The 26184-nt window shown below is 31.5% G+C and carries 22 protein-coding genes; 12 read left to right on the forward strand and 10 right to left on the reverse strand.

Translation table 11 applies throughout. The annotated features are described in order from the left end of the window. Positions 1–11: 11 nt before the first annotated feature. The 10 genes from ACWJJT_RS16150 (at position 12) to ACWJJT_RS16195 (ending at position 12428) form a co-directional block, all read left to right on the forward strand. Positions 12–2519: an ABC transporter permease gene (locus ACWJJT_RS16150; protein WP_462955421.1), complete on the forward strand. Its 2508-nt coding sequence runs from the start codon at positions 12–14 to the stop codon at positions 2517–2519. A gap of 100 nt (positions 2520–2619) precedes the next feature. Then, positions 2620–3315, forward strand: coding sequence for a response regulator transcription factor (locus ACWJJT_RS16155; protein ID WP_462955422.1), 696 nt, complete (start codon positions 2620–2622; stop codon positions 3313–3315). 6 nt (positions 3316–3321) lie between these two features. Further along, on the forward strand, positions 3322–4563 hold the full coding sequence (locus tag ACWJJT_RS16160) for a sensor histidine kinase (RefSeq protein WP_216301648.1): 1242 nt from the start codon (positions 3322–3324) through the stop codon (positions 4561–4563). 93 nt (positions 4564–4656) lie between these two features. Further along, positions 4657–5367 (forward strand): trehalose operon repressor, encoded by a 711-nt coding sequence (gene treR / locus ACWJJT_RS16165; RefSeq protein WP_216301649.1) that lies wholly within the window; start codon positions 4657–4659, stop codon positions 5365–5367. 219 nt (positions 5368–5586) lie between these two features. Continuing rightward, positions 5587–7023 carry a PTS system trehalose-specific EIIBC component gene (gene treP / locus ACWJJT_RS16170; protein ID WP_216301650.1) on the forward strand — a complete coding sequence of 479 codons (1437 nt, stop codon included), beginning with the start codon at positions 5587–5589 and terminating at the stop codon, positions 7021–7023. A gap of 82 nt (positions 7024–7105) precedes the next feature. Continuing rightward, a complete protein-coding gene (gene treC / locus ACWJJT_RS16175) occupies positions 7106–8764 on the forward strand; it encodes an alpha,alpha-phosphotrehalase (protein ID WP_462955423.1) in 1659 nt (552 codons plus the stop codon). Between the two features lie 336 nt (positions 8765–9100). Next, positions 9101–10333, forward strand: a complete 1233-nt coding sequence (gene sstT, locus ACWJJT_RS16180) for a serine/threonine transporter SstT (RefSeq protein ID WP_462955424.1) — start codon at positions 9101–9103, stop codon at positions 10331–10333. A 313-nt stretch (positions 10334–10646) separates the two neighbouring features. Further along, positions 10647–10874, forward strand: coding sequence for a DedA family protein (locus ACWJJT_RS16185; RefSeq protein ID WP_462956811.1), 228 nt, complete (start codon positions 10647–10649; stop codon positions 10872–10874). Further along, on the forward strand, positions 10843–11403 hold the full coding sequence (locus ACWJJT_RS16190; protein ID WP_462956802.1) for a phosphatase PAP2 family protein: 561 nt from the start codon (positions 10843–10845) through the stop codon (positions 11401–11403). Before ACWJJT_RS16185 ends, ACWJJT_RS16190 begins: the two co-directional genes overlap by 32 nt. A 302-nt stretch (positions 11404–11705) precedes the next feature. Further along, positions 11706–12428 carry a DUF975 family protein gene (locus ACWJJT_RS16195; protein ID WP_462955425.1) on the forward strand — a complete coding sequence of 241 codons (723 nt, stop codon included), beginning with the start codon at positions 11706–11708 and terminating at the stop codon, positions 12426–12428. Between the two features lie 133 nt (positions 12429–12561). On the opposite strand, the gene ACWJJT_RS16200 is transcribed toward ACWJJT_RS16195, so the two are convergent. The 8 genes from ACWJJT_RS16200 to ACWJJT_RS16235 form a co-directional block, all read right to left on the reverse strand. Then, complete coding sequence (locus ACWJJT_RS16200) at positions 12562–13707, reverse strand: ABC transporter permease (protein WP_462955426.1); 1146 nt, start codon at positions 13705–13707, stop codon at positions 12562–12564. Between the two features lies 1 nt (position 13708). Next, entirely contained in the window at positions 13709–14833 is a 1125-nt protein-coding gene (locus ACWJJT_RS16205) for an ABC transporter permease (protein WP_462955427.1), read from the reverse strand. Between the two features lie 10 nt (positions 14834–14843). Next, a complete protein-coding gene (locus tag ACWJJT_RS16210) occupies positions 14844–15779 on the reverse strand; it encodes an ABC transporter ATP-binding protein (protein ID WP_462955428.1) in 936 nt (311 codons plus the stop codon). A 117-nt stretch (positions 15780–15896) separates the two neighbouring features. Beyond that, on the reverse strand, positions 15897–16529 hold the full coding sequence (locus ACWJJT_RS16215; protein ID WP_462955429.1) for a response regulator transcription factor: 633 nt from the start codon (positions 16527–16529) through the stop codon (positions 15897–15899). A 35-nt stretch (positions 16530–16564) separates the two neighbouring features. Continuing rightward, positions 16565–17674 carry a sensor histidine kinase gene (locus ACWJJT_RS16220; protein ID WP_462955430.1) on the reverse strand — a complete coding sequence of 370 codons (1110 nt, stop codon included), beginning with the start codon at positions 17672–17674 and terminating at the stop codon, positions 16565–16567. A 207-nt stretch (positions 17675–17881) separates the two neighbouring features. Then, a complete protein-coding gene (locus ACWJJT_RS16225) occupies positions 17882–19678 on the reverse strand; it encodes an urease accessory protein UreH domain-containing protein (protein WP_462955431.1) in 1797 nt (598 codons plus the stop codon). A 178-nt stretch (positions 19679–19856) separates the two neighbouring features. After that, positions 19857–20447 carry a TlpA family protein disulfide reductase gene (locus tag ACWJJT_RS16230; RefSeq protein WP_462955432.1) on the reverse strand — a complete coding sequence of 197 codons (591 nt, stop codon included), beginning with the start codon at positions 20445–20447 and terminating at the stop codon, positions 19857–19859. An 18-nt stretch (positions 20448–20465) separates the two neighbouring features. Next, positions 20466–21170 carry a cytochrome c biogenesis CcdA family protein gene (locus ACWJJT_RS16235; RefSeq protein ID WP_462955433.1) on the reverse strand — a complete coding sequence of 235 codons (705 nt, stop codon included), beginning with the start codon at positions 21168–21170 and terminating at the stop codon, positions 20466–20468. Positions 21171–21550: 380 nt separating this feature from the next. Between ACWJJT_RS16235 and ACWJJT_RS16240 the strand changes: the two genes are divergently transcribed. Together ACWJJT_RS16240 and ACWJJT_RS16245 are read left to right on the forward strand one after the other, a co-directional pair. Beyond that, positions 21551–21817 (forward strand): metal-sensing transcriptional repressor, encoded by a 267-nt coding sequence (locus ACWJJT_RS16240; RefSeq protein WP_165414088.1) that lies wholly within the window; start codon positions 21551–21553, stop codon positions 21815–21817. 24 nt (positions 21818–21841) lie between these two features. Then, positions 21842–24280 (forward strand): heavy metal translocating P-type ATPase, encoded by a 2439-nt coding sequence (locus tag ACWJJT_RS16245; RefSeq protein WP_462955434.1) that lies wholly within the window; start codon positions 21842–21844, stop codon positions 24278–24280. Positions 24281–24451: 171 nt separating this feature from the next. Here the strand turns inward: ACWJJT_RS16245 and ACWJJT_RS16250 are convergent, their stop codons facing one another. Continuing rightward, positions 24452–25111 (reverse strand): 3-oxoacid CoA-transferase subunit B, encoded by a 660-nt coding sequence (locus ACWJJT_RS16250; protein WP_462953695.1) that lies wholly within the window; start codon positions 25109–25111, stop codon positions 24452–24454. A 33-nt stretch (positions 25112–25144) separates the two neighbouring features. Continuing rightward, positions 25145–25861: a CoA transferase subunit A gene (locus tag ACWJJT_RS16255; protein WP_462953696.1), complete on the reverse strand. Its 717-nt coding sequence runs from the start codon at positions 25859–25861 to the stop codon at positions 25145–25147. Between the last annotated feature and the right edge of the window lie 323 nt (positions 25862–26184).

The following is a 26184-nucleotide window of genomic DNA, read 5'->3' on the forward strand; positions in this document are numbered from 1 at the left end:
GAGGGAAAGAGATGATAACTAGTTATAAACAGCTCACATGGAAATATTTGAAAAAAAATAAAAAAAGAACCACACTTACGATTATCGGAATAATGCTATCGGTTGCACTTATATCAACAATAGGACTTTTCTTTAAAGGAATTCAGGATGCTCAGATACAGGATGCTATAAATAGTGGAGGTTCTTTCCATTTAGCATTTCAAAAAACCAACGAAAAGTTAATCTCTAAAATAGTTAATAATCCTAAAGTGGCGAGGTCTGGATTGTATACTGTAAGTGAAGAAATAAAGATAGGTGATAAACTAGTTGTTAACGTAATAACAGCAACAGACAAGGCTTTAGAGCTTTTTCCCTATAACGCAAAGATTGGGAGATTACCAGAAAAACAAAATGAAGTAGCAATGGAAAAGTGGATATTACCATCTATTGATAAAAACGCTAAAGTAGCGAATAAAATTAAAATTAAGGGTAAAGAATATACTCTTGTAGGAATACTCGAGGATAATGTACAAAATCAGATAGAGGGTAACGGACTAATTTTATCAAAAAATAATAATATTAACAAACAAAATGCAGCGTTACTTATAGAAATAAGCTCAAAAACGAACTTAAAAAAGGCTGTAAAAGAATTAAAGCAGTTAGATGAGAAAGATACCGTTATGGAAAACAGCTATTTGTTACAAATGCAGGGAGCAGGAGATTCTGGTTCAGGTCTTAAAGGATTATATGTAACCCTAGCAATAATAATTGGAATAGTTTTAATTTCAACAATAGCCGTAATATATAATTCATTTCAAATAAGTGTTGTGGAAAGAATTAAACAGTTTGGACTTTTAAGAGCAGTAGGAACTACTCCAAGACAAATTAGAAAGATTGTCCTAAGGGAAGCAACAATCCTCGCAGTAATAGCTATTCCACTAGGCTTACTATGTAGCATTATAGCTATATATGGAATAAGTATTGCATTTAAATTAATTGGTGTAGATTCAGTTATGCCTATGAAAATTGCTATATCACCTATGGTTTTATGCATAAGCGCAGCAGTAGGTCTTATAGCAATATACCTATCAGCACTAGTGCCAGCATATTTCGCAGGCAGAATTTCACCACTGAATGCTATAAGTGGTAGAACTTCTATAACAAAGGAGAAAATAAAAAGAAGAAAGAACAGAGTTATTCAAAAAATATTTGGGTTTGAAGGAGCATTGGCCGCTAAAAATATTAGGAGGAATAGAAAAAGATATAGAATAACTGTTTTTTCTATAGTAATAAGTGTGGTGTTATTTGTTACTTTTAAATCTTTTATGGATATGTCACTCAATATATCCTCGGATCTTAATGAATCAAAAAACATCCATTTCTCAGTTGTGGGAAATAATAAAGGTACAGAAAAAATAGTAATAGATAATAAAATAGAAGATAATATTAGAGCATTAAAGTCAGTAGATAAGGTATATAAAGTATATGATCCATATTTTTTCGATATGGCAATTAATGAAAACAGTGAAGTTAAGGAAATTCAAGATATGAAAAATATATACAAAAAATCAACTTTAGATGGAGTGGAGAAGACCCTTATAGAAAGTTCTATTGCAATTTATGATGCGGATTCACTAGAAGCTTCTAAAAAATATCTAAAGACAGGAAATATTGATATAAAAAAACTAAACAGTGAAAATGGAGTAATCTTAATTAACAAAAATAGAGTGTATGATGAAAATACAAAGAAAGATTATTTTGGACCAATAGCAAATATAAAAGTAGGAGATGAAATAGACCTACAATATGATGCATTTAAACAGGGGGACGCTATTAAGGTAAAGACGGAATTTGGTAAAGGCAAGGTTCAAAAAGTAGAGGTTATGGCAATTCTTGAAAATGAACCTTTTAACTTTAGAGGATCTTCAAATGGATTAAAAATAATCACAACAGAAGAAATGGGAAAGAAATTAACAGAGGGGAAGGACATCAAACCTGTAAACTTAAATATAGTTCTTAAAGATGTAAAAAATGAAGAAGCAGGAAAAATAGGAATAGAAAATGCCATAAAATCAAACCCCGCTTTAATGGTAATAAATAATATAGATAATAATAGAACTGGAAAATCCACAATATTAATGGTCCAAATATTATTGTATGGATTTGTACTAGTAGTGTCATTAATAGGTAGTGTTAATATTATAAATACATTAACAACAAATATTATTCTTAGAAAAAGAGAGTTTGCTACATTAAAATCCATAGGGCTAACTCAAAAGGGTTTAAAGAAAATGATTGTGCTAGAAGGACTTCTCTATGGAATTGTTGGTTCTATATATGGATCAATAATAGGTTGCGGAGTATCTTACCTCCTAGGATTATCAATGGGCGCATTTAGAGAGATGGGGTGGATGGTGCCATGGGAGGCAATAGCTATTGCAGGAGCTGCATCTATAGTAATAAGCTATATTTCAGTATTGTCACCACTTTCAAGAATTAAAAAAGAAAACTTAATTCAAGCAGTCAGAGAAGATTATTAATAATCTTCTCTTTTCCAATTTTTATATACGTTAGCTTTAACTTAAGACATAATTGAGGTATTATTAAGGTGTTAACGACATTTATAGTGAGGTGAACAGCATGAATAGATTATTATTAGTTGAAGATGATGAGTCATTAGCCCTTGGAATAGAGTTTTCTCTAAAAGATGGTGGATATGCAGTTTCTAGAGCCGCAACAGTAGAAGAGGGAAAAAAATTATTCCATTTAGAAAAGTTTGATTTGATTTTATTAGATGTTAATTTACCTGATGGAAATGGGTATGAATTATGTAAGTACATAAGGAGCAAAAGTGATGTTCTTATAATATTTTTAACAGCCTGTGATGATGAGGTTAATATAGTCCAGGGGCTTGAAATAGGTGGAGATGATTATATAACAAAGCCTTTTCGTGTAAGAGAACTTTTATCAAGGATAAAGGCACTAATAAGGCGCAACTCTAAAAATATATCTATAAAAAGTACAATGAAAAGTGAAAATATATTAGTAGATAATATAAAAGCAGCAGTGTGGAAAAATGGTGAAGTCATAAATCTCACAGCGCAAGAATATAAGCTTTTATTAATATTTATGAATAAACCTAATATTCTAATGAAGAGGGATGAGATATTGTGTGAATTATTAGAAGGGGAAGATCCTTTCTTTGATGAAAATACACTATCTGTTTATATTAAGAGAATAAGAGATAAAATAGAAGACGATCCGAGGGAACCACAATATATTGTCAATAAACGTGGGCTAGGGTACAAGTGGAATAAGGAGATTATTAAGGGGTAGATTAGTATGAGAAGATATTTTGTTAATTCTGAGCTAAAAATAAGTACGGCGGTTCTTTTGTTTTTAATGACTTTATTTTTGATCATTACATCATTATGTTTAAAAGCGCATCATGATAACTTAAAGGCTGATTATATAAAAAGTTTAGGAGTAATTAGCGAAAGAATGATAGAGAAAAATCCGGAAATGGAAAAGGAAATTATACCTCTTATTACAAAAGAAATTTCTAGGAAAGAAGCTATAAAAGGAAGTGCTTTTTTAAGAGAGTATGGGTTAAGCGAGGATTTAGAGAATGAACTTTTCCCATATGTGAGCACAACTATTATAAAGAATAACTACACAGTTATTTTAATTTTTATTCTTATGGGTGCTATAGTACTTATACTTAATTATGTTCAATATAGTTTTTTTTATAAAAGGATAAGAAGAGTAACCTACGCCGCAAAGAGGGTAGTTGAAGGCGATTACGACATAGATATTAATGAAAACAGAGAAGGAGATTTTTCAAAATTAGCAATTTCTTTTAACTCTATGAGGGAAATCATTAGGAGTAATTTAAGCGATCTTAGGCGGGAGAAACAATTTCTAGTGGATTTATTATCAGATATATCCCACCAGCTAAAAACTCCACTTTCATCTGTAATTTTATATAATGATATTATGGGTACAAAGGAGCTACCTCGAGAGCAAAATGAGGCATTTTTATTAAATAATCAAAATCAACTAGAAAAGATGAATTGGCTCATAAAGAATATACTTAAGCTTGCTAAACTGGACGCTAAAGCAATAGAAATTGTAAAAGAAAAACAAAGCTTAAATGAAACATTGCAAGATTCAATAGAGGCTTTAGAAAGTAAGGCAAATGATTGCCAGGTTAAGATTATTTTTAATGAAAAAGAAGAGATAAATTTTGCACATGATAGGTTGTGGCTTCAAGAGGCACTTATTAATATTATTAAGAATGCTATAGAACACACTCAACCTGGCGGAATCATAAACTTGGAGCTTATGGAAAATGCTTTGTATGCAAGAATTATAATAGAAGATACAGGCGAAGGTATAAGTGATACGGATTTGCCTAATATATTTAAAAGGTTTTATAAAGCAAAAAACTCTAAGAAAAGCGAGTCTATTGGAATTGGGCTAGCCCTTTCAAAATCGATAGTTGAAGCACATAATGGAATAATAGAAGTTCGAAGTAAGGTTGACATAGGAACCAGATTTATTATTACATTTATTAAATGGTGAATACAAAGCAACAAAAAGTGGTAATGCCCATCATTATCCAGTGTTTTATGATATAATAATTTTTATTGGTATTTTGAGTCTTGGAGGATTAAAATGAAAAAGCTATATACAGACATATATGATAATATAAAAAAAAATATTGTTAAAGGTATTTATACACCAGGGGAAAAACTTCCCTCAGAGAATGATTTTTGCAAAGAGTATGGGGTAAGTCGTGGTACTGTTAGAAAAGCTTTGGAGATGCTTGCTGAGGAAGGCTTTGTTAATAGTCTTCATGGTAAAGGGGTATTTGTTTTAGAAAATAATTTTATTTCATTTTCTGTTGGTGGTCTAGTTAGTTTTAAGGAAGCTAGTGCAAGCAGTAACCAAAATTTTATTACTACAGTGCCTAAATTCCAGGAAGTTATAATAGATGAAGTAATAAATAAAAAAAGCAATTTAAATGTAGGAAAAGAAGCTTTTCAATTATATAGAGTGCGTAGTTTAGAAGGTGAACGAATAATTTTTGATATTAATTATTTCTTAAAAGATGAAGTGCAAGGATTAACAAAAAAAATTGCAGAGAAATCCATTTATGAATATATTGAAGAAAGCTTAAATTTAAAAATAGGTTTTGCTAATAAAATTATACAAGTTGAAACTGCTAATTCAAGAGATAAATTAAATTTAGATATGAAATCTTATAATTTTGTTGTTGTTGTTAAAAATTATGTATATTTAGCTGATGGAAATCAATTTGAATATACAGAATCTCGTCATCGCCCAGACCGTTTTGTATTTACTGATTTTGCACGTCGCCGATAGGGCGATTTTTTTTGCGATTTAATAATTCAAAACCGTTTACATTTTTTTCGCTTAAATCTATTGACTAACTTGTATATATAAGTTAATATAAGAACAAGAGAAACTTGTATAGACAAGCTGAGATGGAAATATAAAGAACTGGTGTATATAAGTTATAATGAATTCTTTAGGAGAGAAGTGAATTAAAGTTAAGGAATTATAATTGTAGGAGGAATTTATATGAGTAAATATACAGAAGATTCAAAACGATTATTAGAATACATCGGTGGGAAAGAAAATATTGTAGCGGTATCCCATTGTGCAACTCGAATGAGATTTGTATTAAAGGATGATAAAAAAGCAGATGGTAAAAAGATTAAAAGTATTAAATTAGTAAAAGGTACTTTTATGCAGGCTGGACAATTTCAGGTTATTATAGGAAATGAAGTACCTGATTTTTACAATGAATTTGTAAACGTTTCGGGAGTGGACGGGGTTAGTAAAGATAAGGCAAAAATAGAAGCAAAAGGTAATATGAATTTTATTCAAAGAATGCTTGCTAATTTGGCAGAAATATTTACACCTCTTATTCCAGCGCTTATAGTTGGAGGTTTGATATTGGGTTTTCGCAACGTAATAGGGGATATTAAATTTCTTGAAAATGGTACTAAAACAATAACTCAGATGTATCCATTTTGGGCTGGAGTTCATTCTTTCTTGTGGTTAATTGGTGAAGCTATATTTAACTTTTTACCAGTAGGAATAACCTGGGCTATTTCTAAAAAGATGGGAACGACTCAAATACTCGGAATTGTATTAGGTCTTACTCTAGTATCACCTCAACTATTAAATGCTTATGATGTAGCAGGTGCTGCTGCAGATAAGATTCCATTTTGGAATTTTGGAGCTTTTCACATTCAAATGATAGGTTATCAAGCACAAGTTATTCCAGCAATTATGGCAGGATTTCTTTTAGCGATATTCGAAAAAAATGTACGAAAAATTGTTCCAGAGTATATATCGATGATAGTGGTACCTTTTCTAGCGTTGGTGCCAACGGTAATAATAGCTCATACTGTTTTAGGCCCAATAGGTTGGGCAATAGGTTCAGTTATATCAAGTGTAGTATACACTGGGTTAACTTCTGCTTTTGGGTGGTTATTTGCGGCAGTGTTTGGATTCTTTTATGCACCACTCGTAATTACTGGATTACATCATATGTCAAATGCTATTGATCTACAACTTATGGCTGAATTTGGTGGAACAAATTTATGGCCAATGATTGCACTGTCAAATATAGCTCAAGGTTCTGCAGTTATGGCAATAATACGTATAAATAAAAAGGCTAAACCAGAAGAAGAACAAGTATCAATTCCGGCAGCTATTTCCTGTTACCTTGGAGTAACTGAGCCGGCTATATTTGGTATTAACTTAAAATACGTATATCCATTCTTAGCAGCTATGGTAGGTTCAGCAATTGCAGGCGTAATATCAGTTAGTTCAGGAGTCATGGCAAATTCAATTGGCGTTGGGGGAATTCCTGGTATACTATCTATTAAACCTAAATATATGTTGATTTTTTCATTGGCAATGATAGTGGCAATTGTGGTTTCATTTACATTAACGCTTATACTTTCTAAAACAAAATTTGCAGCAAAATTTGCACCAGAGGATTAATCGTGAATAACTAAAAAAATATAAAGTGATGATTTAATATAAATTCGTTTATATGCATTCATTTAAAGGAGTATTAAGAAGTATGAAAGATTTTAAAAAGAGTGTGGTTTATCAAATATATCCTAGATCATTTAAGGATTCAAATGGAGATGGAATTGGTGATTTAAAAGGTGTTACGCAAAAATTAAATTATTTAAAAGTCTTAGGAGTGGACTATATATGGATAACTCCATTTTATAGTTCTCCCCAAATAGACAATGGGTATGATGTAGCAGATTATTGTAGTATTGATAGTAGTTTTGGTACTATGGAAGATTTTGAGGAGATGGTTTTAGAAGCTAAAAAATTAGGAATCGACATTATGTTAGATATGGTATTTAACCATACGTCTACAGAGCATGAATGGTTTAAAAAGGCAATGAATGGTGATGAAAAGTATAAAAATTACTATATATTCAAAGAACCTAAGAATGGAAATGAGCCAACAAATTGGGTTTCAAAGTTTGGTGGTACGGCTTGGGAATATGTAAGAGAATTTGATGAGTATTATTTGCATTTGTTTGATAAAACTCAAGCAGATCTTAATTGGAAAAATGAAGAGTTAAAACAAGAAGTGTTTGATGTGGTTAATTTTTGGATGGAAAAAGGAGTAAATGGGTTTCGATTTGATGTGATTAATTTAATTTCGAAACCAGAAAAATATGAAGATGATTATAAAGGTGATGGTCGCCGTTTTTATACAGATGGTCCTAAAATTCACGAATATTTAAAGCAGCTTAACAAAGAAACATTTGGAAAATGCGAAGATATTATTACAGTTGGAGAAATGTCCTCCACGACTATAGAAAATTGTATCAAATATTCAAATCCACAGGAAAAAGAACTATCAATGGTATTTAATTTTCACCATCTTAAAGTTGATTATAAAAATGGCGATAAGTGGAGTTTAATGGATTTTGATTTTAAAAAGTTAAAACAGATTCTTGCTGAGTGGCAGGTTGGAATTGAGGAAAGTAATGGATGGAATGCTTTGTTTTGGTGTAATCATGATCAGCCACGTATTGTGTCTCGCTTTGGAGATGATAAAAAATACCATAGTAAATCTGCAAAAATGCTGGCAACAACAGTGCATTTATTAAGAGGAACACCTTATATTTATCAAGGGGAAGAGCTTGGCATGACAAACCCATACTTTGATAAAATTGAATTATATAAAGATGTAGAGTCAATTAATTATTACAATATCTTAAAAGAGAAAGGTATAGATGATAAAGAAATAATTAAAATATTGCAATCAAAATCAAGAGATAACGCGCGTACTCCGGTGCAATGGAATGATAATATGAATGCTGGTTTTACAACAGGCTCGCCACATATAACAATATGTAACAATTACAAAGAAATAAATGCCAAGAAGGCTTTGAAGGATGAAAATTCTATTTTTTATCACTATAAAAAACTTATACAACTTAGAAAAGAATATGATGTAATTGCTTATGGTGATTTCAAGATTATAATAAAAGATGATTCTCAGATATTCGCTTATATGCGTTCATGGAAGGCTGAGAAAATTTTAGTTATAAATAATTTTTATGGGAAAGAAACTACTTTTAATTTACCAGAGGATTTATTGCTTATTGGGCAATCAACTATTTTGATATCTAATTATAAAGATACTATAAATAACATCAAAGAATTAACTTTAAGACCATATGAATCTATTGTTTTTTATATAAAATAGAAGTTTATAAAATAGAGAATTTCAAAACGCTTTGCTCCATACATGGGCAAAGCGTTTATATTTTTGTTAGTAATTATAATAGATAGTATAGAAAGACTGCTGTTACAGCTTAACAGTAGATTTTTATCGAAATTTTGGAAATTTTATATTGCAATCTACAAGGGGAAACTTACGCTTCAATTTTTCTTTACATGACTTAGAATCAGTGGTAAGATTATTTTTATGTCGTGTTTACTGCAATTATTTATACTAAGAGAAGAACTAGTCGGCTAGTAGCACACCTAAAATAGGTGTGTGTTGTTTTGTCTCTATCTTGAACTATAGGAGGAAAAAAACATGAAAAAACTAATGAGCAAGTGGAATCAGATGAGTCTGGTAAAACAAATAATTATAGGTTTAATTATTGGTATTATCTTGGCTGTAACAATTCCTGAGCAAGCAAAATCAATCGTAATTTTCGGTTCTTTATTTGTAGGTGCGTTGAAAGCGATTGCACCTATATTGGTCTTATTCTTGGTTATATCTGCTATTTCCCAACACAAGAGTGGTCATCAAACCAATATAAAATCTGTTATCATACTTTATCTTTTAGGAACATTCTTGGCTGGACTTGTAGCGGTTATTGCAAGCTTTATGTTCCCTGTAACATTAACACTTACAGAAGGTGTTAAGAATGTTACGCCTCCTGGAGGTGTCGTAGAAGTGCTTAAAGCATTACTACTTAATGTTGTTGATAACCCAGTAAAAGCACTTTTTAATGCCAATTATATCGGCATATTGTCTTGGGGGTTAGTTCTTGGAGTGGCTTTAAAGAATGCGGCCAATTCTACAAAAACAATGATTGCTGATGTTTCAGATGCAGTAACCGAAATGGTTAGATGGGTAATTAACTTTGCACCACTAGGTATCATGGGTCTCGTATTTGATGCTATTGCTACAAATGGAGTAAAGGCATTACTCGGCTATGGACAATTACTTGCAGTTCTGATTGGTTGTATGGTCTTTGTGGCTCTTGTTGTCAACCCAATCATTGTGTACGTAAATACTCGTAAAAATCCATATCCACTTGTGCTTATGTGCTTAAAGGAAAGTGGTATTACTGCATTCTTTACACGTAGCTCAGCTGCGAACATTCCTGTAAATATGAGCTTGTGTGAGAAACTAGGGTTAGATAAGGATACATATTCAGTATCTATTCCATTAGGTGCTACGATAAATATGGCTGGTGCAGCTGTTACCATTACTGTTTTGACCCTTGCAGCAGTAAATACACTTGGAATTAAAGTGGATATTCCTACTGCATTTATTCTCAGCATACTTGCGGCTGTAAGCGCTTGTGGTACTTCAGGAGTAGCTGGTGGTTCTATACTACTGGTTCCTCTAGCGGCTAGCTTATTTGGAATCCAAAATGATATTGCTATGCAGATAGTTGGTGTAGGATTTATCGTAGGTGTGCTGCAAGACTCTTGCGAAACGGCACTTAACTCATCCACAGATGCACTTTTTACAGCAGCAGCTGAATTTGCTAAGTGGCGTAAAGAAGGAAAAAAACCATTATCAATAAATTAAATTATGTGATTGTGGTTACATATTAAAGCCCCTTATCGCAGGTTATAATCTACGATAAGGGGTTTTCTCTTTTGAATGAACAGGTATTAGCTGAATATTGAAAAAATAAATAAGCATAAGCCTCAAGATATATTTTAAAACCCTAAGACAGATTGGGATAACTGTGTAATAGTAAGAGTAAATGATGAAAAATATAAAAACGAAAGCAAGAAGAGCGATACAAAAGATAATGGTGGCTATGGCCAAGATTGGTAAAAGGATGTATATTAGTATTATATAGCTCGCTATTTTATAATGGAAGGAAAGTGGTAATTTGAAGGATTTTAAAATTCTTTTGTTGGAAGATGTCAAAACAATAGTAGGTTTAATGACAATAATTTTAGCAAGATTTATTCCCATAATTAGGACGTTCGCACCTTTTGTAGCTGGTATTTCAGAAATGAATTATTCGAAATTAGTTATAGAGTTCACAAAAGAAAATAGAAAAACAAGGAGAAATGCTGAAAATGATGAAAATAATATCTTTAATGCAGAAATTTGATAGTTCCATATTATTGTATATAAAAGGCAATATGCATGGAACTGTTATGAATAAAGTAATGGTTACTATTACATCATTAGGTGATAATGGAGCTATATGGATTATAATTGCAATTGCATTGATGGTTAACAAAAAATATAGGAAAATAGGTTTCATGGCTTTAGTAGCGTTATTGCTAAGCGCAATTTTAGGAGAAGTAATATTAAAAAACATAGTTCAACGTATAAGACCATCAGCAAATATACCAGCAGTTGACCTTTTAATTGTAAAGCCTTTATCCTATTCATTTCCTTCAGGGCACACTACGTCTTCATTTGCGGTTGCAGGTATATTAGCAAAATATTTTAAAAATTATGCACTTGAGATTTTTAGTTTAGCTACTTTAATAGCTTTTTCAAGATTATATTTATATGTTCATTATCCTACAGATGTTTTAGGTGGTGTACTTTTAGGGCTTATATGCAGTGGAATAATAGTTTATTTATTTAACGCCATTTCAGAGGGGAAGTCTCCCACCTCTATAAGTTAAAGTCCAATATTATAATAAAGCAATGTAATTTATATAAGTAAGTAGAAAAAAATGGAGATCTTGATTAAATTTATAGAAGGCATATTTGAATGCAGTTAGGTAAGGATAATAGGAAACAGTCAATAGACTCTTTCAAGCGATATTCTTAGTAGATAGTTTGTGTATATGTAAAAATCATTGGAATATAGGACTTTGTTTACTATTTATTTTACTTGGTTCAAAAATGCGGTAATAAGCATATTATATATAGTGTACCAATTTTAAGTAATTAATAAAACCAAAGCAACACAAGGGGGATTTATATGGATGGTTATGACTTAAAATCAAAAAGTAATAAGGAAATACGGCAAGAAGCAAGGGAGGATTTATCAGGTAATTGGATTGTAGCTATAATAGTTTGTGTATTAGCCTGGATTTTCACAGAAATGTTTATACAGGCACCTGATATTAAAGAAAGGGTAAACTGGGTTATTAATAATCCTATACATGAAATATTTAAATATAGTGCTCCAATTAGTGATGGTGGAATTCAAAATATAGGTCTATTTATAGTACTGATTATCGGAGGACCCATAACTTTTGGCGCTTCAATGTTTTTTCTAAATTTAATACGAAAGACTAATGCTAAAATCGAGGACGTTTTTATGGGGTTTAAGTATTTTGGGAAGACATTTTTGTTGAACTTATTAATGGGTATATTTATATTGTTATGGACTTTATTGCTTATAATACCGGGGATAATCGCTAGTTTTAGTTATTCTATGGCATACTATATACTAATTGATAATCCCGAATTAACCTCTTTGGAGGCTATAAACCGTAGCAAAGAGATGATGAATGGATATAAAGGGAAATTATTTTGTCTATATCTAAGCTTTGCAGGGTGGTTTATATTATGTTTAGTCACTTTAGGAATAGGGTTCATATGGCTTGAACCGTATATACAGACATCCACAGCAGTTTTCTATCAGGGGTTAAAGAATGATTCTAATGAAAAAAACTACTTTAGTAGAAAAGATAGATAAATTAAGTGATTAATTCTAATGTATTTATATAATGAAATGGTTAGTAAACAGAAGTTGGAACAATGGGATATATTGCAATGTAATAAACTAATTTTTGATTAATATGAAAGGAGCCAACAATCGTTGGCTCCTTTTATATAAAACTTTTAACGCTTTCATTGCTTTTCATCTTATACATACCAATTAGGAAAAATGCTAATGCGAAGGCTACAAGTATTCCAAGTAATGGCATAATTTCTAAAAAGGTTTTACCGTTTTGGAGCTGCCTAATAGCCTCTAATGCCCAAGTTTGTGGTAAAAAATTGGCTATCTGCTGCATAGTTTTAGACATAAGCTCAATTGGCCAAAAACACCCTGAAAGCATACATGTCGGGATTATTATTAAGGTAGCCATCACCCCTACTTGATTTGTTGTCTTTGAAAAAGCAACTAATAGAATACCTAGTGTTACACAAACAAATCCAAATAAAGTGAGTATTGCAAGTAGCTGCAAATCAGGTACTCCAGTAGTCAGTTTTAAAATATACTTAGAAAAAAATATTACTAAAATTGATTGTGCTACCATTATACACATATTAGCCATTATATTGGCCCCAATATATATTCTACTGTTTACAGGAGTCGTAAATATTCTAAAGTAGGTTTTCTCTTTCTTCTCCTTTAAAATAAGCCCTGAAGTGGTAGTTGCGCCTTGAAGCATAAACATTATTAAAAATCCTATACTTTGAACAGTTTTTAATTTATCAAGGGATTCATCTTTAACTACATTTTTATGAAGAGTAAGAGTTTGAATCTTAAATCCTTCATAAAGTTTATTAAATATAACGTTATCCCCACCTGATGCTTTTCCTAGCATCATGAGACTTTTAACATAATAATTTACATAGTTTTGAACCCAAGTCGTAACTTCTTGCCCTTTAATTGCAGTAATCTGTATTTTACTTATTGCTCCATTATGAACACTTTCATCAAAGTTTGCAGGTATTGTAATTACACAATCAACCTTACCTTCTGCAACTAAATTATTTATTTCTTCATCTTTAATTTCTTGAATTTTAAATTTATCCTGTTTATTTAAAGCAGCAACAAAATCTTTAGCTATTACTCCGTTTGCAGCTTTATTGTTTATTCCTACTTTAATCTTTGAATCCATTGAGGAATAAACGGACATAACAAATATAACAATTACAACTGGAAGAATTAAGTATACTATAATATTAGACTTCTTTCTAAAAGTGATTTTTAATGTATTAAGTGCAAGCAAAAATAAATTTCTCATATTATGCATTCTCCTTTCTAAACAACAAGGAAGATATAGCAAGAAATATTACAGCTACGCCTATATTAATCAAAATTGCTGTGGAAACCTTGCTGTAATTATTATTATAAACCACGTCAAATATAGATCTATTAACCCATCTTACAGGTGATAAATAGGTTATTGATTGAAAAGTTTTGCTTCCAAAACCATCTACAGGCATATAACTTCCTCCAAGGAATACCATTACCGGTATTATAAAATTTAAAACTCCATTTGCCACATTTTCATTTTTGAAAATAAATCCTAGCCCAACACCTATGCTTATTGCCATGATTATTTGAGATGTAAATATTAGTAATACAGTAAAAATATCATTCCCCCAATTTGCATGAAGCACATATTTACTAAACAAAATAACAATAGCAATCTGAATAATTGTACCTATAACTCCACCTATTGTTTTTCCAATAAGAAACTCATATTTTTTAACAGGACTTATCAAAATCCTATCTCTAGTTTTTAAATTTTTCTCACTTGCAATTCCAAAGAGACCTGTCATTCCTGAATACATAATTATTAGAGCTATTTCTGCAATTGTATAATAATCTAAAGAGGAGGGCTGGATTGCTTTATTAAGAGAATTAATTGTAGAATAGTTGTCATTGCTATCACTTAGCAAACTATTTATTATATGTGGATTTACTTTGCTAATATCTACAATTACATTAAATTCTTGTACATAGGTAGATAGAATAGTTTCAACCACACCAGCCTTAAGGCTTTCTACATTGCTCTTGTAAAATTCTATCTTATTATTACTTTTCATTTCTATGATTGCATCGTACTCTTTAGAAATTAATTTTTTCTTAGCAGAATCCATATCCTTAGTTTTTGTAAATTCTATTTTAAAATCTTTACCTTTTTCAATAAAACTAGTTTTAAAATTATCCGAAACAACACCTGTAGCTTCAATGCTATATAAAACTTTAGGTGTACCAATATCAATAGTGTTAGTAAACTCTGATTTAAATGCTGCACTAATCACAACTATTAGCGCTATTGGAAATAATATCATCATTGCCATTGATTTTCTATCTCGGAAAGTATGTTTTACTTCCTTTATAATTATAGAAATAATGTTCATTTTTTCACCTCTAATCCCTTAATTTTCTACCGGTAAGTGTTAAAAATACAGTTTCAAGATCTGGTACTTTGTTCTCAATATTTTTAATTGGAATTCCATTATCCGTGAAATATAAAATTATCTTATCTAAATTGTTAATTTCCTTTAAACTGTCAATTTTAACTTTGTTTTCATTAATGAGGACATTCGTAACTCCCTTTAGTTCCTTTAATTGTTCTTCATTAATTACCGTACCATCGATAACCGTAACCTCAACAGTATTTTTATCTGTAACAATAGCTTTGAGTTCTTCCTTGGTACCTGTTACAATAACCTTCCCATGATCAATAATACTTATCATCGTTGAGATTGCTTCTACTTCTTCCATGTAATGGGTTGTATAAATAATGGTACATCCTCTTTCATTTAATTTCTTCACAGAGTCAAGTATATGATTTCTTGATTGTGGATCGATACCTACTGTAGGTTCATCCATTATTAAAAGCTTAGGGGTATGGGCAATTGCGCATGCTATATTTAATCTTCTTTTCATTCCTCCAGAAAAACTAGCTGGCATACTCTTAGCTTTATCACTAAGACCAACAAATTCTAGAGCATCGAAGGCTTTCTTTTTTAATTCTTCCCCTTTAAGACCGTAAAGACTTGCAAAAAACTTTACGTTTTCGAGGCAAGTTAAATCTTCGTATACTGCTATGTCTTGAGGAACTACACCAATGTTTCTCTTTGCATTATTCGAATTTTTCTGATTATCTTTTCCAAGTATTTCAATAGAACCTTTTGTCGTTGTAATTAACCCACAAATCATATTTATAATGGTACTCTTACCTGCTCCATTAGGCCCAAGTAAGCCATAAATTTCTCCCTCTTTAATGGAAAAATCTATATTATCAACTGCAGTAAAGTCTCCAAATTTTTTAGTTAATCCTTTTATTTTAACAATATCCAAAATAATACCCCCTAAAACTTTTTTGTTTTTAGTAATTTCTATGCTTTTATTATATAAAAAAAAGACTTCTACTGTGAGTGCAGAAAGTCACTTTTACAACATGACAAAGGTCACATTCTATTTATTACCACCTTTTAAATAATAAATAGCAATCTGTGTTCTATGTTCGAGGCCTGTTTTACTTAAAATTGAAGTAATGTAGTTTTTCACAGTACCCTCTGATATAAACAATCTTGCCGAAATCTTTCTATTTGATAATCCATCAGCTATTGCCTGCATTATCTCTATCTCTCTCCCAGTAAACAAATCCCTATTTAATTTACTATTATTATCACTATCTATTCCTTTTAACACTTTATCAATTATACCTTCCTGCATAACCATATTCCCACTGTATACTACCTTTATTGCAGCTTTAATCTTATCTGGAGTATTATTTTTAAGAATATATCCCTTTGCTCCATAACGAATCGCTGCATTTATATATTCGTCTTCATCAAAGGTAGTCAGAATGAGGCATTTTGTTGAAGTCTTTATAGAGATTTCCTTTATGGCCTCCACGCCATTTAATACTGGCATTCTTATATCCAAAAGTGCAACATCTACGGAGTTGTTTAAACAATATTCTATTGCATCGAATCCATTTTCTACACAAGCCATCACAATAAATTCTTCGTCTAAACCAATTATTATTTTTAGACCTTCTCGAATAAGTGAATCATCATCAGCAATCAAAATCTTAATTGGCAATTCGGCACCACCCTTTTACTAAATTTGAATTATTCCTAAATAGGAAGTAAAATAATTACTGAAAACCCACTAGAACCATCTAAAATAACTTTTCCATTTAAATTCATAGTTCTTTCTTCTATTCCTGATAGGCCAAGATCTTTTTTTATGATGATGCACCCTATGCCATCATCCTTTATTTCTACTTTAAGTAAAGTATTAAGCACTTCCACATTTACTTTGACATTCTTAGCTTCAGAATATTTAATTATATTGGTGAAAGTTTCTTTTATATTGTCGCATATAACCTTCCATTCAATATAGGAAATCCTATCCAAATTATTGCTGTAATATAAATTTGCATTGATTTTAGTTTTATTGTTAAACTCATCTACAAGTAGCTTTATTTTGTTTATACCTAACTGTTCTGCTTCAGGTTTAATGTTCTTCAAAGTATATCGTATACTTTCCATTCCATCTCTAAGTACATTTATTGTAGTTTGAATAATAGATTTGCTTTGATTACTATCCTTGTCCATAATAAGTTTCGCAGCCTCTAGTTGCATTAAACTTCCTGAGATACTATGGCCTAATTTATCATGTATTTCCTGAGCAATATTATTTCTCTCTTGCAACTGTGAAGTATATATCATTTGATTTTTGTATTCCATTTGATTATTTAAGCTCATCAATAATCTATAGTTTTTCTCTTTAAGCTCATCATTTTTAATAGTAAGTTTTTTCATTTTATTTTCAATGATTAAAATAAAATAGTATGCTACGAGACTAAGCAAGGAAGCGAATGAGTATTCGCATACTATAAAATGTTTATTAATAATAAAAATAGATATTAGTAAAACAAACAAAATAAATATGAGTTTTATTTTACCAATAAATATTTCGAAAAAGTTTAATGGTAACAATATAAAAAATATAGGGGTGACAAAAAAAATGCAAATCAAAAGCTCAAGAATTGATATGCTTAAAAATATGAGTTTGCATTTATTATTTGAAATCAATGATTTACTTACATTAATAATCACATAAAAAAGTAATGATATAATAACTATATAGTTGCTGCAAGGATAATCGAAATTGCCCTTTACTAGCAGAACACTTACATAAATCAGTAAAATTAATTTATTTAATATAATCCAATTTTCCATAAAAGCACCTCTGCCTATTACAAATTATGCAAATACTTGAGATATTTTATTAATATTTATAAATTTTCATAAAATACACCATTATTGTAATTCTATATTAACGTGATATTATCCTTCAATTGTATAAAAACAACTGTATTAGAGTTCTTCACAATAAGATGAAGAGAAGTACCGTAATGATGAATTAGTTAATGTATATCATAAAAATTAACCACCGATATAATCTTTTCTAATCGTTTCTAAATCTGTATTTTTTAAATCATCTACAATAATCATGCCACCTACAATACTGCCATCTTTTATAATCGAATAGATACCGCTTCTACTAAAGGTGGTATCTACTTTAACAGTTCCTTTTTTACCATTAAAAGTAGTTATGTTGTTGCCAGTGTCTGATGCAGCAATTTCAAAGGTTCCATCTGGATTGTCAAATCCAAATAAATCAAAGCTTAAAATGGTATTAACATTTTTAGCCGCAACTACAATCAAGGGTTCAAATTCATATCCTGTACCTTTAATTGAAAGAGCCTGATTGCTTCCTGAAATCACAGCTTTTTGGATCAATCTACTGGTTTCAACTTTACTCAAATCCGTACCATAAACACTTGGTTTTTCAGGTGCGCTACCCATATTACAACCAGGCATTCCACTGGATGGAGCTGGCACAGAAGGATCAGGTTTTGAAGTGTCTACCGTTTCAACATTATCAACTACCTTAAACACGCCTCTAATCATGCCCATTCCACAACTGAAGTTTATATCTTTATCCTTTGGTGTAAATTCAATAACATTTTCACCGGGCTTCAAAGTTTTCTGAATGTTTAAGGATGGAATAATTATTTGGCTGTTACAGGAATTTAATGATTTACCATCAATTATCCATTTTACAGGCATATTTTTCTGTATATATAAACCATTCGGTGTATAACCTGCACCGTCTGCGGTCATCTTAACTACCTGAACTCCATTCTCTATAGTTGCCTTAGCAGCTGGGGTAGCTGATTCCAATGGGTTATTACCAGATAAACTAGAAGCTAATGAAGATGTAGAAGGCACATTTACACCAGCTAAAGCTAGTCCTCTACTTCCCATTACAATACCTAAAACTACAACTAGTATTCCACTAAATTTTAAAAGGGTTTTTGTATATCCTTTAGTAATGAGACCTGATAATGCGCCAAATGTTAACATTAAAGGTCCTGTACCGAGAGAAAATATTAACATAGATAAGGCTCCATTAAAAGCACTTCCAGTTCCTAAAGCATATAGTTGCATTGTCTGAAGGGGCCCACAGGGCATAAGTCCATTTAAAACACCAACTAAAAAAGGAGTTTTTGGTTTCTTCTTAACTGAGCAAGCAGGCCTCGGAAGCTTTATGTTAAACCTTCTAAATAGGCTATATCCACTCATATTAAGTCCCATTATTATCATAAAGACACCGGCAAATATTTGGAGCCCAGCCTTTGCGGATAGAGAGAGTGAAAGCACGGAACCTAGAGCACCTACTATCCCACCAATTACTGTATATGCCATAACTCTACCTGCATTATATAGAAGTGCAGGTTTGATGGAATCGAATTTACTTTTGCTATCTTTATTTATACTTTGGGATAGCATTATTCCACCACACATTCCTACACAATGTATTGAAGTAAGGACTCCAACAATGAATAGAACAAAATATGTAGCGCCATTGAGTCTAGAGGTCATGTCAATTCCACCTGATGAATTTCCGATTAATATAATTGTCGCTACAATTATAAATATACCTACTATTTTGTGGTTATTTGAACCTTCTATGCTATAACCAGCTGCTTTTATGGCAGTTCTAATTTCTTCAGAATTACACAGGTCTGTATCGTATTCTATTGTTACAGATTGACTACTAAAGCTTGCTAGAGCTTTTTTCACACCATATAATTTTGTAACGGCTCTTTCTACTTTTGATTCACATGATGTACACGTCATATCGAAGACTTTTATTCTTTCCTTTTTAATGCTCACATTATTACCTCCTAAAAGTTCTTAATATAATATTTAATGTTGTATTCTATGAATATAAACTTATTATTTAAATTATATAAAAAAGATGTGTAGATTTTATAAAGATATATAGCTGATAGGTTTTAAAAAATAATTAAATCCAGATAAGTTACTTATCTGGATTTAATGTTAAGTTAGATTATTTATCTAGAGTTTTAATATATTCTTTCATCTGATCAATATTCATAGCACCAGAGTGTTTAGAAATGATATTCCCGTCTACATCAATGAAATATGAAGTAGGAATTGATGCTATATTATTTTGAGCGGCAACAATCTGATCAGGGTCTGAAAGAACTTTAAAATTATAATTATTACTATTAATAAAGGATTTAACAGTATCTAAAGGTTCACCAATTTCTATAGCTACTATAACCAAGTCGCTATCTTTTGTTTCTTGATATAATTTTTCGATTTCAGGCATTTCTGATCTGCAAGGTGGACACCAAGTTGCCCAAAAATTAAGAAAAACCTTTTTACCTTTTAAGTCACTTAAAGATAATTCCTTACCATCTAGATCCTTTAATTTGAAATCCGTGGCCTTGGTTTTAGAAGCCTTAGGATTTATTCCAATGGGCTTAGTAGGAGCATTATTTTGATTGGGACTACTTTTGTCTGTATTTTCCACAGATAAGTTAGAGTTAGAACTTGATGCATTGTAGGTGTTTAAAGTATGGACAGAGACACCTACAATGATAGCAGCTACAAGTACTATTAGTAATTTTTTCATATTAATTATCTCCTTTAACTAAAAATTAATAAAATTCATATATTGACTTAATATGGCTAATTTGTTTGTGAAAATCATAACCCCCATTATTATCATTAAAACGCCACTTATTATAGAGATTATAGGAAGATATATTGAAAACTTTCTAAATTGTTTAATAAAGCTACCTATGGCCATGGCAGTTAAAATAAATGGAACAGCAAGTCCTAGGGAATACATTATCAAAAGTAAAACCCCTTTACCTATAGAGTTCATACTTGTAGCATAGATGAGTATTGAGGATAATATAGGACCAATGCAAGGTGTCCAACCTGTGGCAAAAGCCATTCCCATTATCACTGAGCTAAAAGGACCCTTGATTTTATCGAAATATAAAAATCTTTTCTCACGATAAAACAATTTTATTTTAAATAATCCAATAGTATGAAGACCAAAAACAACAATAAGAGTTCCTCCTACTTTTCTAAACAAATTTTTATGGGTAATTAGTAATTTACCAAGGGATGTTATAGAAACTCCCATTAAAATAAAAATAATAGAAAAGCCTAATACAAATCCAAAGGATTTATATAAAACAGAAAGTTTAGCTTTGCCATCCTTTAATTCTTCTATGGAAGAACCAGTTAAATAGCTTATATATGCAGGAACCAGTGGAAGGACGCAAGGAGATAAAAATGATAGAAGACCTGCAGAGAAAGCTAGTAATATTGATATGTCATTCAAAAGTAAAACACCTCCAATTTAGTATTAAAAAAATGAGTTAATAAATCAAATAGGTTATTGAGCTTCAACGTAAAATATGAATAATAAAAATTCCTTTCTATGAAAAAAATCTTAACTATAAACATTATACTAAAAAGATGTGGAGATTTTATGTGCTTATGTAAAATAGATTTTTAAAATAGGGTTCTTCATAAAATCTACATAATAATTAGGTATTATGTGGTTATAGAAATGAAAAGGAGCTGTTTAAATATTAAAAATGCCAACAAAATTATGATATTAATGATCAATTAGTTATAAATTATGTTTATATTATATAATTTATGGTGTACAATACAACTAGATAGCACCCCCTATGGGGGGGGTAAGGAGATGTTTAAATGAATCAAGAAAAAGTAAGGGCATTACAATCGTTGAAAACTTCAAAAGGACAAATTGAAGGGATTATAAAGATGTTAGAGGGCGGAAGATATTGTGTAGATATATCTAACCAAATAATTGCAGCTCAATCTCTTTTAAAGAAAGCTAATTTATTAATATTAAAACAGCATTTAAGTCATTGTGTTAAGGATGCTGTACTTAGTGATAATGGGGATGAGAAGATTGAAGAGATAATTGATTTACTCTCAAAGATTATGGATAAATAATAAAGTTATAGGAGGCAATATAAATTGGAAACAAAATCATTGAAAATTGAAGGAATGACCTGTTCAGCATGTGCTAAGACTATAGAAAGAGTTTCGAAAAAATTACCAGGGGTTTACGATGCAAGTGTAAACTTTGCTACAGAAAAATTAAATATAAATTATGAAGAGTCAAAAATTAAATTATTAGATATACAAAGAGCAGTTGAAAAAGCTGGGTACAAAATAGTAGTGCAAACAACTAATAAAACATTAAAGATAGAAGGAATGACTTGTTCGGCCTGCGCTAAGAATATAGAAAGAACAACTAGAAAAATTAATGGAGTTGTGGAATCAAATGTAAACTTTGCCACAGAAAAATTAACTATTTCTTTTGAACCATCATTAGTAAGGACAGTAGATATAAAGAAGGCAATTGAAAAATCAGGATATAAGGCTCTAGAGGATGAAAGTAATGTAGACGCTGATAAAGAAAAAAAAGAAAAAGAGATAAAGTCTTTATGGAATAGATTTTTAATGTCTGCAATATTTGGAGTTCCATTGTTACTAGTTGCAATGCTACCTATGATTATTACATTACCTGAAGCTATTAACCCGATGATGCATATGGAGACTTATGCTATTTTACAATTGATACTTGTTCTACCAATAATGTATACAGGTAAAAAATATTTTATAGTTGGATTCAAATCATTATTTAGATTAAGTCCAAATATGGATTCACTTATATCCATCGGAACCTCTGCGGCATTTTTATATAGTTTATTTGCTGTATTTGAAATAACAATTATGGGAAATATGGATTATGAAATGTATTTTGAGTCAGCAGGAGTAATTTTGACACTTATAACTCTTGGGAAGTATTTAGAATCAGTAACTAAAGGAAAAACCTCTGAGGCAATTAAAAAACTTATGGGTCTTGCCCCAAAAACTGCAATGATAATTCGCGGTAATAAAGAAATAGAGATTCCAATTGACGAAGTAGAAGTTGGAGATATAGTAGTAGTGAGGCCTGGCGAGAAAATGCCTGTGGATGGTGAGGTAATAGACGGAACTACATCAGTAGATGAGTCAATGCTTACAGGTGAGAGTATACCAGTTGAAAAAAGTATTGGACATAATATAATTGGTGCAAGTATAAATAAAAATGGATCTATTAAATATAAAGCAACTAAAGTTGGTAAGGATACGGCACTATCACAAATAATAACCTTAGTTGAAAATGCTCAAGGCTCAAAAGCTCCAATAGCTGCAATGGCAGATGTTATATCAGGTTACTTTGTGCCTGTGGTTATAGGACTTGCTCTAGTTTCGTCATTAGCTTGGTTTTTATCTGGAGAAACGGCAGTGTTTTCTCTAACAATATTCATTTCGGTGCTTGTAATAGCGTGCCCTTGTGCTCTGGGCCTTGCAACACCTACAGCAATAATGGTTGGAACAGGAAAAGGCGCAGAGTATGGAGTGCTTATAAAAAGTGGTACAGCGCTCGAAACTGCACATAAAATTCAAACTATAGTATTTGATAAGACTGGAACACTTACGCAAGGAAAACCAAAGGTAACTGATATAGTTACGGTGGAGGGTGCTTCCGCGGAATTCTTACTTCAAATAGCAGCCTCTGCTGAAAAAGGATCGGAACACCCACTAGGTGAGGCTATAGTTAAAGACGCAGAAGAAAAATCATTAGAATTTAAAAAAGTAGAAAGCTTTAAAGCTATACCTGGTTATGGAATAGAAGTTAGTATAGATGGTAATAAAATAATATTAGGAAATAGAAAACTTATGATAGAAAGTGAAATTTCTTTAGAAAAATTAGAAGATGTTTCAAACAAACTAGCTGAAGAAGGTAAGACTCCAATGTATATTGCCATAGAAAATAAGTTAAGTGGAATAATTGCAGTTGCTGACACTGTTAAAGAAAATAGTAAAAAAGCTATAGAGAGACTCCATAGTATGGGAATAGAAGTTGCCATGATAACTGGTGATAATAAAAGGACTGCAGCAGCTATTGGAAAGCAAGTTGGTATTGATAGAATATACGCAGAAGTTCTGCCAGAGGATAAAGCAAATGAAGTTAAAAAACTTCAATCAGAAGGTAAAAAGGTTGCTATGGTTGGAGATGGAATAAACGATGCTCCTGCACTTGCACAGGCTGATATTGGTATAGCTATAGGTTCTGGAACAGACGTTGCAATGGAATCCGCAGATATAGTACTTATGAGAAGTGATTTAATGGATGTACCTACAGCGCTACAGTTAAGTAAGAAAACTATAACAAATATAAAGGAAAATTTATTCTGGGCTTTTGGTTATAATGCATTAGGAATCCCAGTTGCGATGGGAGCACTGCATTTATTTGGAGGTCCGCTTCTAAATCCTATTATTGCAGCACTTGCAATGAGCTTAAGTTCAGTTTCAGTATTAACAAATGCTTTACGATTAAAAGGGTTTAAGCCATTAAGATAAAATTCATGAGAATAATATAAATCACAATTAAATTTAAATATGAAAATACCCAAGTATTTTTTAATAAAACAAAACTCCTACTTATAAAAGTGGGAGTTTTGTTTTAGAAGATGAGCAGTTTCGCAGAAGATGATTTAATTCTAGTATATAAACAATTTTGAAAACAAACATCTACAACTGATATACAGCTACCTTATCAGAAACTGTAAAATCAGCTTCTGTAATACTACGAATGTCCTCAACATTTAGGCCTTCAAATATTTCAGTAAGTACCAGTCCAGTAGGCGTTACCTCAAATACTGCTTTTTCAGTAACGATAACATCGACTACACCTTTACCTGTAATTGGAAGAAGGCATTTTTTTAGTATCTTAGATCCACTCTTACTAGAATGTTTCAATGTAGCAATAACTTTGCGAGCACCATTTACTAAATCCATAGCCCCCCCCATGCCTGGTGCAAATTTTCCTGGAGCAAGTGGCATAGCCCAGTTTGCAATGCTACCCTCTTCATCTACTTCAAGTGCGCCCAGTACTGTGGCGTCAACATGCCCTCCACGAATAATGCAAAATGATGTAGCCAAATCAAAAACCGCAGCTCCGGCTAGTAAGCTAATAGGTTGACCACCAGAGTTTGCAATATCCGGATCTTCCTTGCCTAGTTTTGGAGTAGGGCCAAACATTAAGCAACCGTTTTCGGATTGCAATATTACTTCCACACCCTCAGCTAAATAATTGGCAACTGCTGTAGGCATTCCAAACCCTAAGTTCACTACTTGATCATTACTTAGTTCCTTAGCTGCCCTCCGAGCAATTATTTCTCTTGCTTCCATACTTAATTACCTCCTTTGATTTATAAAAAACAATTATTTTAATTGATTAGAACGAACCCACAAATTAGTATATACTTGTTTATGTTCATCAAATGAATGGCCTTGTACAACGGCTTGTACAAATACACTTGGTGTACCTACGCATTCAGGTTCAATACCACCAACATCAACTATTTCATTCACTTCGGCTACTGTATAGTCTGCACCCATTGCCATAATTGGATTGGTATTAATGGCTAAGCCACGATATTGTATATTTCCTAATCTATCGCCTTTATAGCCTTTAATAAATGCAAAATCAGCCTTCAGTGGCAACTCAATTAAATACATTTTATCCTCTATTATAAGTTTTTGTTTACCGTATTCAACTAATGTACCTACACCAGTAGGGGTAAGAACACCACCTAACCCAGAACCAGCTGCTCTAATTTTTTCAACAAGACTACCCATTGGAAAGTATTCAATTTCAATATCTCCGTTTTTAAATTGTTCCAAGGCAAGCTGGCAAGTGCTAGAATGGGCAGTTATTAATTTTTTAACTTGCTTGTTTTTGTACAATCGTGCAATGTCAAAATCCTGACCGGGATAAGAGTTAACTACTGATATTATAGTTAACTCTTTAACACCTTTTTCTACTAATTTGTCAATTGCTTTAAGCGGTGCACCCACCCCTAGAAAGCCACCAAACATAATTGTCGCTCCATCGTGAACCTTTTCCATTACTTCATCTAAATCCATAACTTTGTTCATGAAATTATCCCCTTTCAATAATAGCTTGATATATGAACTTATAATGTCTCAGTTAAATCATTTTTGTCATAGCTCTATGCACAAAAGGTTGGATCAACTACACATCTACTAACACCTACTTAGCCATCTATTATTCTATACATCTAAGCAATATGGGTTACTGCATCAACTATATTGTAAGAAATTTACTTAAATGCACATAAAAACTATATATATTTATCATACTATAAATGAACGAAAATTATTACATTAATTTCAATATAACAAAAAAAGAGAAAAATATCTATGCAATCTCCTGTTACAATTAAGTCACGACACAAAAC

The organism is Clostridium sp. CM041, from assembly GCF_055081035.1.